13 protein-coding genes and 2 pseudogenes are annotated in these 11,661 nt (G+C 72.9%); 10 read left to right on the plus strand and 5 right to left on the minus strand.

Annotated features, from left to right (window positions below):
- A pseudogene (locus ACFQ11_RS34945) lies at window positions 1-663 on the plus strand (hypothetical protein); the annotation flags it as partial.
- 98 nt (window positions 664-761) lie between these two features.
- On the opposite strand, the gene ACFQ11_RS34950 reads toward ACFQ11_RS34945, so the two are convergent.
- A complete protein-coding gene (locus tag ACFQ11_RS34950) occupies window positions 762-1,919 on the minus strand; it encodes a lipid-transfer protein (RefSeq protein ID WP_378306736.1) in 1,158 nt (385 codons plus the stop codon).
- 29 nt (window positions 1,920-1,948) lie between these two features.
- Entirely contained in the window at window positions 1,949-2,398 is a 450-nt protein-coding gene (locus tag ACFQ11_RS34955) for a Zn-ribbon domain-containing OB-fold protein (RefSeq protein WP_378306714.1), read from the minus strand.
- A gap of 202 nt (window positions 2,399-2,600) precedes the next feature.
- Here ACFQ11_RS34955 and ACFQ11_RS34960 point away from each other — a divergent pair, with 202 nt between their 5' ends.
- The 5 genes from ACFQ11_RS34960 to ACFQ11_RS34980 all read left to right on the plus strand — a co-directional run bounded on the left by ACFQ11_RS34960 (window position 2,601) and on the right by ACFQ11_RS34980 (window position 6,353).
- Window positions 2,601-3,368, plus strand: coding sequence for an SDR family oxidoreductase (locus ACFQ11_RS34960; RefSeq protein ID WP_378306716.1), 768 nt, complete (start codon window positions 2,601-2,603; stop codon window positions 3,366-3,368).
- An 8-nt stretch (window positions 3,369-3,376) separates the two neighbouring features.
- On the plus strand, window positions 3,377-4,336 hold the full coding sequence (locus ACFQ11_RS34965; RefSeq protein ID WP_378306718.1) for an LLM class F420-dependent oxidoreductase: 960 nt from the start codon (window positions 3,377-3,379) through the stop codon (window positions 4,334-4,336).
- 278 nt (window positions 4,337-4,614) lie between these two features.
- Window positions 4,615-5,175 (plus strand): hemerythrin domain-containing protein, encoded by a 561-nt coding sequence (locus ACFQ11_RS34970; RefSeq protein ID WP_378306720.1) that lies wholly within the window; start codon window positions 4,615-4,617, stop codon window positions 5,173-5,175.
- A gap of 147 nt (window positions 5,176-5,322) precedes the next feature.
- Window positions 5,323-5,991, plus strand: coding sequence for an NAD(P)-dependent oxidoreductase (locus ACFQ11_RS34975; protein ID WP_378306722.1), 669 nt, complete (start codon window positions 5,323-5,325; stop codon window positions 5,989-5,991).
- 71 nt (window positions 5,992-6,062) lie between these two features.
- Window positions 6,063-6,353: a Fe-S cluster assembly protein HesB gene (locus ACFQ11_RS34980; protein WP_191327413.1), complete on the plus strand. Its 291-nt coding sequence runs from the start codon at window positions 6,063-6,065 to the stop codon at window positions 6,351-6,353.
- 146 nt (window positions 6,354-6,499) lie between these two features.
- Here the strand turns inward: ACFQ11_RS34980 and ACFQ11_RS34985 are convergent, their stop codons facing one another.
- The 3 genes from ACFQ11_RS34985 to ACFQ11_RS34995 are packed head-to-tail and all read right to left on the minus strand — an operon-like array spanning window position 6,500 to window position 8,833.
- Window positions 6,500-6,682, minus strand: coding sequence for a hypothetical protein (locus tag ACFQ11_RS34985; protein ID WP_378306724.1), 183 nt, complete (start codon window positions 6,680-6,682; stop codon window positions 6,500-6,502).
- A gap of 13 nt (window positions 6,683-6,695) precedes the next feature.
- The gene (locus tag ACFQ11_RS34990) at window positions 6,696-7,781 is read right to left on the minus strand and encodes a hypothetical protein (RefSeq protein WP_378306726.1); all 1,086 of its coding nucleotides are present in this window, start codon (window positions 7,779-7,781) and stop codon (window positions 6,696-6,698) included.
- On the minus strand, window positions 7,778-8,833 hold the full coding sequence (locus ACFQ11_RS34995) for a phosphotransferase family protein (RefSeq protein ID WP_378306728.1): 1,056 nt from the start codon (window positions 8,831-8,833) through the stop codon (window positions 7,778-7,780). The genes ACFQ11_RS34990 and ACFQ11_RS34995 overlap by 4 nt, the downstream gene beginning before the upstream one ends.
- A gap of 97 nt (window positions 8,834-8,930) precedes the next feature.
- Between ACFQ11_RS34995 and ACFQ11_RS35000 the strand changes: the two genes are divergently transcribed.
- The 4 genes and pseudogenes from ACFQ11_RS35000 to ACFQ11_RS35015 form a co-directional block, all read left to right on the plus strand.
- Entirely contained in the window at window positions 8,931-9,584 is a 654-nt protein-coding gene (locus ACFQ11_RS35000; protein WP_378306730.1) for an MBL fold metallo-hydrolase, read from the plus strand.
- Window positions 9,581-10,258 carry an HAD family hydrolase gene (locus ACFQ11_RS35005; protein ID WP_378306732.1) on the plus strand — a complete coding sequence of 226 codons (678 nt, stop codon included), beginning with the start codon at window positions 9,581-9,583 and terminating at the stop codon, window positions 10,256-10,258. Before ACFQ11_RS35000 ends, ACFQ11_RS35005 begins: the two co-directional genes overlap by 4 nt.
- A gap of 138 nt (window positions 10,259-10,396) precedes the next feature.
- Window positions 10,397-10,597: a PspC domain-containing protein gene (locus ACFQ11_RS35010; RefSeq protein WP_378306734.1), complete on the plus strand. Its 201-nt coding sequence runs from the start codon at window positions 10,397-10,399 to the stop codon at window positions 10,595-10,597.
- A gap of 89 nt (window positions 10,598-10,686) precedes the next feature.
- A pseudogene (locus tag ACFQ11_RS35015) lies at window positions 10,687-11,661 on the plus strand (hypothetical protein); the annotation flags it as partial.

The following is an 11,661-nucleotide window of genomic DNA, read 5'->3' on the forward strand; positions in this document are numbered from 1 at the left end:
CTCGGCGCGGCCCTCGGCGCGCGCGTCGTCCTCGACTCCGACGACCCCGCGGGCCGGACGGACGGCGCCGGCCGGCCGTCGGCGCAGGCGTCCGGGCAGGCGTCCGGCGGTGCGGCGGGCGCCGGGAACGGGCAGGGGACAGGCGCCGCCACCACCGGGCCGAGCGGTCCGGCGGGCGGGAGGACGCCCGGCCCGGACGGCCGCCCGCCGGACGAACTCCTGCTCAAGCAGCCCACGGCCGACTACCAGAACCTCAACTTCTCCGAGACGGACCGCAGTTGCCTCCCGGCGCTCGGCCCCGAGAACTCGTCGCTGCAACGGCAGATGCAGACGTCCGCGCCCCGGACCCCGCACGGCGGGGAGACGGTGGAGATCGGCATGCGGCACAAGTGGGAGACGCCGCCCGGCTACTACGTCGCGGCCGAGGTGCGGGTGCCGCGCGGGGCGCAGATCGGCAACGCGGTGAGCGGTGCCGCGAGGAGCAAGCCGCAGCGGCTCACCGGGAGCGACTGGGTCTACCTCACCTACCCCACGGACTTCGAGTGGGCCGGTTCGGGCGGCGCGTACCCGCTGGTCCCCGGCACCTGGACGGTCATCTGGCTGCACGTCCACCCGAACGGCGACGCCTACTACATCGGCTGCGACGGCTTCACGGTCGGCTGACCGGCCCGCCCCCGGGCACGCGGCCACCGTGCCGGGGCATCGCCCGCCGGCCGGCCGGGCGCCGGGCGCGGGGCGCGGGGCGCGGGACGTCCGGTGGGTCAGCGGACGGCGATGACGGCGGAGCCGTGGCCGAAGAGGCCCTGGTTGACCGCGATGCCCGCGCGCGCGTCCTCGACCTGGCGGCCGTCCGCGGTGCCGCGGAGCTGCCACGTCAGCTCGCACACCTGCGCGATGGCCTGCGCCGGGATCGCCTCGCCGAAGGACGCCAGCCCGCCGCTCGGGTTCACCGGGACGCGGCCGCCGAGCGCCGTGGCGCCCGAGCGCAGCAACTCCTCGGCACCGCCCGGCTCGCACAGGCCGATGTCCTCGTACCAGTCGAGTTCGAGGGCGGTGGACAGGTCGTAGACCTCCGCGAGCGACAGGTCGTCCGGCCCGATCCCGGCCTCCTCGTACGCGGCGTGCGCGATCGCCGACCGGAAGGGACGGTCCGGCGGCTCGACGGCCATCGCGGAGTCGGTCGCGAAGTCGGGCAGGTCGAGGACGGTCTTCGGGAACGTGGGCGTCACGGTCGACAGCGCCGGGATCCGCACGGGATCGGCGATGCCGTGGCGGCGCGCGAAGTCCACCGAGGTGAGGACGAGCGCGGCGCCGCCGTCGCTGGTCGCGCAGATGTCGAGGAGCCGCAGCGGATCGGCGACGACGGCCGACTCCCGGACGTCCTCGAGCGAGACCTCTTTCCGGTAGCGGGCGTTCGGGTTGTTCAGCCCGTGCCGTGCGTTCTTGACCTTCACGGCGGCGAAGTCGTCGAGGGTCGCACCGTGCACGGCCATGCGGCGACGCGCGTACAGCGCGAAGTAGATGGGGTTGGTGGCGCCGAGGAGACGGAAGCGCAGCCAGTCGGGGTCGTCCGGGCGGTCCCCGCCCACGGGCTTGAAGAAGCCCTTGGGGGCCGCGTCGGCACCGACCACGAGCGCCACGTCGCACAGACCCGCGAGGATCTGCGCGCGCGCCGACGCGATGGCCTGCGCCCCGGACGCGCACGCCGCGTAACAGCTCGACACCCGCGCCCCGGACCAGCCCAGCGCCTGGGCGAAGGTCGCGCCCGCGACGAACCCCGGGTACCCGTTGCGGATCGTGTCCGCGCCCGCCACGTACTGGACGTCCGTCCAGGCGAGGCCCGCGTCCGCGAGGGCGGCGCGCGCCGCCGCGAGCCCGTACTCGACGAAGTTGCGGCCCCACTTGCCCCACGGGTGCATCCCGGCGCCGAGCACCGCCACCGAACCGCTCACTTGACGGGCCTCCACATCCACACGGTGTACTCGGCGTCGTCGTCCTCGTACAGGACGCCCTCGGTCAGCTCGACCTCCATCCCGACGGCCAGGTCGTCGACCGTGCACTCCGGGACGACCTGTCCGAGGACGACCATGCGTTCGTCCTCGAGTTCCACCGCGGCGACCGTGTACGGGCGGAACGGGTCGGGCGAGACGTACGGGGGCGGCGGCTTGTACCGCGAATCGGCGTACGACCAGATCCGGCCGCGCGCGGAGAACGCGTGCTCGGCGAGTTCCGAGCCGTCCCGGGGGCCGTCGCAGTGCGGGTTCCTGCAGGCCAGCTCGTTGCGTGGGAAGTACGGCGTCCCGCACGACCCGCACCGGGTGCCCAGCAGCCGCACGCCGCCGTCCCGCTCGGTGAACCAGCCGTCGATCGCCGGACGACGTTCCTTGGTGGTGGTCACGCGGCCTCCCGCCTTGATCGCCTACCGGCGCAGCCTAGCAACCAAGCGACCGGTCAAGACAGGTCCGGCGGCGGCGGACGGCCCGGCGAGGAGTTTCCGCCCGTTCGTTCCGGGACTCGGCGGGGAAGGCCAGCTAACTGACTCGTCAGTCACTTGGGTACAGTGACCCGAGTCGGATTCTGTTCGTGGAAGGAGACCGCGGATGCGGACTGGACTGGAAGGCAAGACCGCCCTGGTCACCGGGGCGTCCCGGGGGATCGGCAAGGCGATCGCCACCGCGCTGGCGGCCGAGGGCGCCAACGTCGTGCTCTCCTCCCGCAAGCAGGAGGGACTCGACGCGGCCGCCAAGGACATCCTGACCGCCCACCCCAACGCCCGGGTCCTCGCCAAGGCCGCCCACGTCGGCGACGCCGACCAGGCCGCCGCCTGCGTCGACGCCACCATCGCCGAGTTCGGCGGCCTCGACGTCCTCGTCAACAACGCCGGAACGAACCCCTACTTCGGCCCGATGGTCGACATCGAGCCGTCCGCCGCCGCGAAGACCGTCGAGGTCAACCAGTTCTCCATCGTGTCCTGGACGAACCTCGCCTGGAAGCGCGCCATGCAGGAGCACGGCGGCTCGATCATCAACATCGCGTCCGTCGGCGGCATGGTGACCGAGCACGGCATCGGGTACTACAACGCCACCAAGGCCGCCGTCATCCACCTCTCCCGCCAGTTCGCCATGGAGCTCGCGCCGAAGGTCCGGGTCAACTGCATCGCCCCCGGCCTCGTCAAGACGCACCTCGCCCGCGGCCTCTGGGAGGGCAACGAGGAGGCGATCAGCAGGCACATGCCGCTCGGCCGCCTCGGTGAGCCCGAGGACATCGCCACCGCCGCCGTCTTCCTCGCCGGCGACACCGCCTCCTGGATGACCGGCCAGACCCTCGTCGTGGACGGCGGCAGCACCATCCGGCCCTCGATCGCCTAGGAGCCCACATGTCTCGCTGGGGACTGACCATTCCGCTGACCGGCCTCCCGCTCACCGAACACCGCGAGATCGTCGAGAGCCTGCCCGGCCTCGGCTACACCGACGCCTGGTCCGCCGAGACCAACGGCACCGACGCGTTCACCCCGCTGGCCCTCGCCTCCCAGTGGGCCCCCGACCTGCGGCTCGGCCCCGCGATCGTCCCGGTCTACACGCGCGGGCCCGCCCTGCTCGCCCAGCAGGCCGCGACCATCGCCGGCCTCGCACCGGGCCGGTTCGTCATGGGCATCGGCACGTCCTCGGACACGATCGTCGAACGCTGGAACGGCATCCCGTTCGACGAACCGTACAAGCGCGTCCGCGACACGGTCCGATTCCTGTGCAAGGCACTCGCGGGCGAGAAGGTCAAGGAGGAGTACGACACCTTCGCCGTCAAGGGCTTCAAGCTCGACAACGCGCCCGCCGAGCCGCCCCCGATCGTCCTCGCCGCGCTCCGCCCGGGCATGCTCCGCCTCGCCGCCCGGGAGGCCGACGGCGCGATCACGAACTGGCTCGCGCCCAAGGACGTCCGGACCGTCCGGTCCGAACTCGGCGACGACCCGGAACTGATCGCGCGCCTGTTCGTCTGCCCGACCGAGGACGCCGACGAGGCCCGCGCCATCGGGCGCTGGATGATCGCCGCGTACATGACCGTCCCGGTCTACCGCGCCTTCCACGAATGGCTCGGCCGCGGCGACGCCCTGCGGCCGATGAACGAGGCGTGGGCCGCGGGCGACCGGAAGAAGGCCCTCGAGGCCATCCCGGACGAGGTCGTCGACGACCTGATCGTCCACGGGTCCCCGGCCGACTGCCGGGCCCGGATCCGCGAGTACGTCGACAACGGGCTCACGACGCCCGTCGTCGCGATCGTCCCGACGAAGGGCCTCCCGCTGACCGACGCGGTGAAGGCCCTGGCCCCGTCCGCGGGCTGAGACACCCGCACGAGAGGGAGCCGCCCCACCGGGGCGGCTCCCTCTTCGCGTCCGCGCCCACCTGCTCGACGCGAGAAGGAATCCGGTGCCGTGCCATGTGTGGGACGGGTGCACGGGGGTAACAGGCCGCCTGCTGGTGGGCCACCACCGGGCTCGTCCCCCCGGTTCCGCCCGAGCTCGTCGGCGATCGGGCGTCCCTGCCGGTCTCGTGGAGACCGCGGCCGGGCGGGCGCGGCGGTGGCGCCGGCTCGTTCTGGTGGCGGACGTGGAGGCGGAAGATGGCAGAAGACCGGCGGGACGTGATCGAGGTGCTGAAGCACGATCACCGTGAGGTCGAGGAGATGTTCGACGAACTGACGGCCGAGTCCGGCGCGGAGCGGCGGCGGCGGATCCTCGATGACGTCACCATCGAACTGGTGCGGCATTCGGTCGCCGAGGAGATGTACCTGTACCCCTGGGTCCGCAAGCACGTGCCGGGCGGGGAGCAGATCGCCGAGAAGGAGATCGGCGAGCACGCCGAGGTCGAGCGGCTCCTGAAGGAACTCGAATCCGTCGACACCACCGAGGCCGCCTTCACCGGCACGGTGCGGCGCCTGATCGACGACGTCGCCGCCCACATCCGGCACGAGGAGACGACCCTGTTCCCCGCGCTGGCCGAGCACACCGGCGCCGACGAGCTGTACACGCTGGGCGATCAGGTGCAGGCCGCCAAGAGGACCGCGCCCACCCGGCCGCATCCGGCGGCGCCGCAGACACCGCCGCTGAACAAGCTGCTGGCTCCCGGGACCGGGCTGGTCGACCGGGTCCGCGACCACCTGTCCGGCCGCGGCGGCCACTGACCCGGCGAGGCCGGCCGGACCGCCCCCGCGGCGGCCCGGCGGCTTCACCGGCTCCGCCAGGTGAACCGGGCCTTCAGGCGGCGAGCTCTGCGGCGGGGCCGGGGGGACGATGTCACACTTCCGGCCCCGGGGCGCCTCTCAGGTGGCATGAAGCTCACGATCTTCGCCGCCACGGGCGGCACCGGACGGATCCTGGTCGATCTGGCGCTCGCGGAGGGCCACGACGTGACCGCGGTGGCGCGCCGCCCCCGCGACCTGCCCGGCGATGTGCGGACCGTCCGGGCCGACATGCTGGACGACCCCGACCTGCGGCCCGCCCTCGAAGGGGCGGACGCGGTGTTCTCGTGCCTCGGCGCGCGGAACAAGGCGGAGGCACGGGCGCGGACGTGCGCGAGGGGGACCGAGGCCGTCATCCGGGGGATGCAGGCGACCGGTGCGCGCAGGCTCGTCGTGATCAGCTCGGAGTCGATGACGGTCGTGCCGTCGCCCGAGCGCCCGCACCCGCCGAGGCACGACCCGGGCGAGGGGTTCCTCCTGCGGTACGTCGTGGGGCCGCCGGCGCGGCGGTACTTCCTGCGGGAGCACTACGCGGACCTCGGGGTGATGGAGGACGCGGTCCGCGGTAGCGGTCTCGACTGGACGATCGCGCGCCCGGCCCTCCTCGTCGACCGTCCCGCGCGGGGGCGGTACCGGACGGCCGCCGACCGCAAGCCGAAGGGCGGCTTCCGGATCGCCCGCGCGGATTTCGCGGCGTTCCTGCTGGGGTGCGTCACCAGGGACGAGACGATCGGCCAGGCGATCACCCTCAACTACTGAGCCGTGTTTAGGCGGCCCGGCCAGTGGGGAGGGAGGGCGGGATTCATGAAGACGACGAGTAGGAGCAGATCGTGCTCACGCTGACGAGCGGCGCGGTGCAGGTCATCCGCAACGTGACCGCCAATCCCGAGCTGCCGCCCGAGACGGGGATCCGGATCGAGTCCGGGATCGACGGCTCGGACGCGCTGCGGCTGTCGGTCGCGTCCGCGCCGGAGGCCGGCGACCAGGTCGTCGAGGAGGAGGGCGCGAAGGTGTACCTCGAGCCGGCGGCGGCGCAGCTGCTGGACGACAAGACCCTCGACGCCCAGGTGGACCCGCAGGGCGACGTGGCGTTCACCATCGCGGAGGGCACCGCGACCTGAACGAACGGACGGCGCCGGGCCGGGGGAGCGCGCGGCGCGCCCCGGCCCGCGTGCGTCCGGGCCCGGCCGAGCCCGCCCGCGCACCCTCCCGGGCACGCGCACCCGACCCGCGTGCCCCGGGGCCCGCGCGTGGCGGGGGCCGGATGCTAGGCGGTCGCGAGGAGCAGGACGACCGCGACCACGAAACCCAGCGTGGTCAGGACCAGGAAGGCGGCGACCACCGCGCAGGCCAGGCCGCGCGGCTGGTCGCGCCAGGTCCCGTAGCGGTCGCGCACCTGCCGGTCCAGGTCCTCCCGGTTCGGCCGTGGGGCCTCGCCGTCGTCGGTCACGGGGTCCAGTGTCTCAGTCGAAGGACGGGTGCGGGCCGAGCGCCCAGTATTCGAACAGGCCGTGGCCCGTGGCGCCGTCGGCGTACTCGTAGCGGGCGACGGAGTCGACCATCCCCCACATGCGGGCCGCGTCGTCGGGGTCGCGGGCGTCGAGGGTGACGCCCTGGACCTTGAGGTCGGGCCCCTGGTACATGCCGTGCTTCCAGTCGGGTTCGAGCCCGTAGCCGGTGCCGACCATCAGGTGGACGGGCAGGATCGGCGTCGCGGTGATCGTGAACGGGGTGCCGTTCGGCGGGGCGAAGTCGATCGCGGCGGTGACGACCTCGCGGGTCTCGGGCTTGTAGACCGGGCGGTACTCGGGACGCCCCAGGTATTCGGGTTCGCGGGACGGGTCCGCCCACACGCGCGTGGCCTCTTCGAGGACGCGGCGCCCCTTCTCGTCCTCCTGGACGATGCAGAGGATCGAGTGGTCGTCGAACTGCATCGGCGCGTACATCCAGTAGAACGTGCCGGCGTTCTTCGACTGGATGCCGGGCGGTTCGGGTTCGCCGACGGGGCGGATGCCCCAGGAGCGGTCGCGGGAGCCCCACCAGACGTCCGGGGTGACGTCGACGCGCTCGTCGCCGATGGTGATGTGGCCCGTCCAGCGGCCGGTCTGGGCGATGCGGCGGGAGTCGAACACGACGCGTTCCTGCCAGCGCAGGTAGTGCGGCGGTTCGAGGGTCGCGGGGATCGCGCCCTCCCAGGTGAGGTCGAACGAGAGCCCGTGCTCGGTGGGGTCGAGGACGACGCGGAGCCGCTTGAGCCCTTCGAGGACCTCCACGCGGAACGGGCCGACGGTCGTGTTCATCCGGTCGGCGCCGAGTTCCCGCGAGGCCCGGACGACGCGGTGCAGCGGCCCCCGCCGGACGACGGCGAACGCGTCCGTGACGCCGAGGTTCGGGTACTGGCCGACGCCGATGAGCATCATGAGGTCGTCCGAGCACGGGTGGACGTTGAAGTAGTAGCGGTCGTAGAAGTTGCGGTCGGACGTGGTGACGTGCCGCATCACCTCGGGCGCCTGGTGGACGGGGTAGTCGTCGAGGGGCGAGAGCGTCACGGCGTCTCCTCCAGGATGCGGGCGAGCAGGCGGGTGCAGTTGTTGTCGTGGGGGAACTCGCTGGTCGCCTCGATCCAGCCGAAGTCGATCATCGCCTGCCCGATCCGGGCCATGATCACCGCGAATTTGAAGCCGGACAGGATCTCGTAGTACGCGAGGTTCCGCATCGGACGTCCGAGGAGTTCCGCGTAGCGGGCGGCGGTGTCGGCGTACGAGGGGAAGCCGGGCAGGCGGGGGACGCCGATGCCGTCGCAGTGGTGCCGGTCGATGAACATGAACCAGGCGAGGTCCTCCTCGGGGGCGCCGAGGACGGCGTTCTCCCAGTCGAGCGCGGCGACGGGGGAGCCGCGGTCGAAGACGACGTTGCCGATGCGGGAGTCGCCCCACAGCAGGACGGGCGGGTCGGGTTCGTCGGGGCGGTTCGCGCGGAGCCAGTCGAGGGCCTTGAGCGCGACGTCCTGCGGGCCCGGGTAGGCCCAGTGCAGGTAGTGCTCGTAGTAGTTGAGGCGCTGGTCGAGGCCGGGGGCGCCCCACGCGGGCTGGTCGAGGAAGCCGAGGCCGAGGGCCCGGACGTCCAGGCGGTGCAGGCGCGCGAGGATGTCGAGGGTCGACCACCACATCGCGGCCCGCTCGTCCGGTTCGACCTCGGTGACCCAGCCGTCCATGTGGTACGGGGGCATGTCGGTGGGGACGCGGCCGTCGACGCGGGCCATGACGAAGAACGGGGCGCCGAGGACGTCGGGGGACGGTTCCCACCAGTGGACGGGCGGGACGGGCACGTCGGTGCGGTCCGCGAGAACGCGCATCAGCCGGTACTGCTCCTCGAACCGGGGCTCGGGGAACACCTGGTAGTGGACGGGCGCGACGCGTGCGACGCACGCGTGCCGGACGCCGTCCGGCGTCTCGGCGTCGAACATCAGCGTCTCGCTGGAGAAGCCGCTGGTCTCGGGGGTCTCGAGGTGGGGGACGCGGGCGCCGGGCAGGTGCCGGTCCAGCCAGCCGGACAGGGCCAGCCGGGTCGCCTCGGGGTCGCGCTGGGTCGGAACGGGCATGGCCGCCTCCTGGTTCGCAACCAAAGTGAAACGTGTTCTATCAACGCGCCCGGGGGTGGTCAATGGGGCTTCCCGGCAGGCGTGAAAAAATCGGACGATGCGCCTCACCAAGCTCGGGCACGCCTGTGTCCAGATCAGCAAGGACGACCGCACGATCGTCATCGACCCCGGTGCGTTCAGCACGGGGGCGGAGGAGGCCCTCGCGGGCGCCGACGCGGTCATGATCACCCACGAGCACTTCGACCACTTCGACGCCGACGCGCTGCGCAAGGCGATGGCGGCGCGCCCGTCCCTGGAAGTGTGGACGTCGCGCGTGGTCGCCGAGAACCTTGCCGACCTGGGCGGCCGCGTGCACCAGGTCGGGCACGGCGACGCGGTGACGGTCGCCGGGTTCGACGTGCACGTGTACGGCGAGGACCACGAGATCCTGCACCCGGACGTCCCGCCGATCCCGAACACCGGGTTCCTGGTCGACGGGGAGGTGTTCCACCCGGGCGACGCGCTGACCGTGCCGTCCGAGCCGGTTCCGACGCTGTGCCTGCCGGGGAACGCGCCGTGGCTGAAGGCCGCCGAGCTGTTCACCTACACGCGCGAGGTCCGTCCCGAGCGGGCGTACCTGATCCATGACGGGCTGCTGAACGACATCGGCGTCCAGGTCATGAACAAGAACGCGTTCAAGGCGGGCGAGGAGATCGGCAAGGAGTTCACCCGGCTGGCCCCGGGCGAGTCCGTGGAGCTGGGCGGCCCGTGACCGAGCACCCCCCGACCCCCCGGGCCGTCCAGGCCGTCTTCTTCGACATCGGGGAGACGCTGATCAACGAGGGCGAGATCTACGGGCGCTGGGCCGACTGGCTGGGCGTGCCGAGGCACACGTTCCTCACCAAGCTCGGCGCGTTCCTCGCGACCGGCAAGACCCACATGGACCTGTTCGAGTACTTCCGCCCCGGTTTCGATCTGGAGGCGGAGGAGAAGGCGCGCCGCGCGGCCGGCGTGCCCAACGGGTTCGGTCCCGGCGACCTGTACCCGGACGCGCGCGCGTGCCTCGCCGGCCTGCGCGAACAGGGACTGTTCGTCGGGATCGCCGGGAACCAGCCGGTCGAGGCCGCCGCGCAGACGGAGGCGCTCGGACTGGACGCGGACGTCATCGGCATCTCGGACGTCTGGGGCGTGCAGAAGCCGGCGCACGAGTTCTTCGAACGCTGCGCCCAGCTCGCGGACGTCCTGCCCGAGCACGTCCTTTACGTGGGCGATCGCATCGACAACGACGTCCGTCCCGCCATCGCGTTCGGCATGCGCGCGGCGTTCCTCAGGCGCGGCCCATGGGGGCACATCCAGGAGGACGACGGCGTCTTGCGCGAATGCCAGTTCGTCCTGGACGACCTCACCGGCCTCCCGGACCTCGTCCGCGACCTGAACGCCCCCTAAGGGACTCCCCCTACTCCCCGAGTAGGGGGAAGAACCGCTCCATCGGTTGATGTGGGTCCCGGTGTCCGGTTCCTAGTTTGGTGAGCAACGGGCAGAGCGCCCGTGTTCACGGCTCGAGGAATCGGGGAGAGAGAACCCATGAACGGCCTATACCGACCGCGCAACCGCATGATCGCGGGGGTGTGCTCCGGGCTCGCCCGCAGGTTCGGCATGTCCCCCTTCACGGTGCGGCTGCTGTTCGTCCTGTCCTGCCTGCTGCCCGGCCCGCAGTTCGTCGTCTACATCGTCCTGTGGATCATGATGCCGAACGAGGACCGCCACCTGGCGCGCAGCCGCTGACCCACAAGATCATCGATACCGCTCGACCGGCCCGGCCCGGGCAGTGTTAGATCGGTGGACACGAATCCACGGGCAGGGAGGGGACGGCGGTGTCGCAGGACGACCCGGACTCCGGCCGGGTCACCGCCCGGGACCCGGCCGGCGAGCGCGCCGCCCGCCTCCTGGGCTTCCTGCGCGACCTCGCCCGCGCCCGCCGCGACCCGGCCGCGCACCGGCGCGTCCACTGGCTCGCCGACCTGCCCGGCGACGTGTACGTCGAGACCGACGCCGGGCCGGGCGACGTGCTGTTCAGCCTCCCGGTCATCCCGCCGACGCCCCCCGCGGTGCTGGAGGAGTTCGACGGCTGGCTGGCGCTGCGCCACTGGTACCGGCTGCTGCGCGACCTCGCCGAGGACGCGGGCGACGACGAGGCCGTCCTCGGCGCGGGCCTGCTGTCGTGGCGTCCCGCGCACGGCCCGCCCGTCCACGACCACCTGCTCGCCACGCCCGTCCGGATCGCCCTGGACGGGCGCACCGAACGGATCGACGTCGTCCTCACCGGGCCCGTCGCGCTGCGGGACGGCGAACTGCTCGGCGGCCGGCCGGGATTCCGCGGGGCGCACCGCACCGCCGCGGCGGTCCGCGCGGGCCGCGGGTTCGGGCTGCACCCCACCGCCGGGGACGTGCTGCGCGACTGGTGCGACGCCGCGCTCGCCGGCGCCGTCGACTACCGCGACGACTGGACGCCCGACGAGGCCGGCACGCCCGTCCCGCAGGTCCGGCTCGCGCCCGCGCTGATCCTGCGGCCGCCCTCCCGCGAGCCGGTGGCGCGGTACCACGAGCGGATGGCCGACCTGCTCCCGGAGCTGCCCACGGGCTTCGCCCGCTTCGTGACCGGCCGGTCGCCGCAGGTGATGCGCGTCCCCGAACGCACCCCGGAAACCGTCCCCGAACTGCTGGAGGGCCTGCTCGTGCGGGGCCGCCGCGTGCTGGTCGCCGCCCGCTCCGCGCCGGCCGCGGCCGCCCTGCACGCCGCGCACCAGCTCGGCCTCGCCGCGCTCGCCGCCCTGCGCCGCGCCGCCGCC

It is taken from the genome of Actinomadura sediminis (assembly GCF_042675525.1).
Taxonomy (GTDB): domain Bacteria; phylum Actinomycetota; class Actinomycetes; order Streptosporangiales; family Streptosporangiaceae; genus Spirillospora; species Spirillospora sediminis.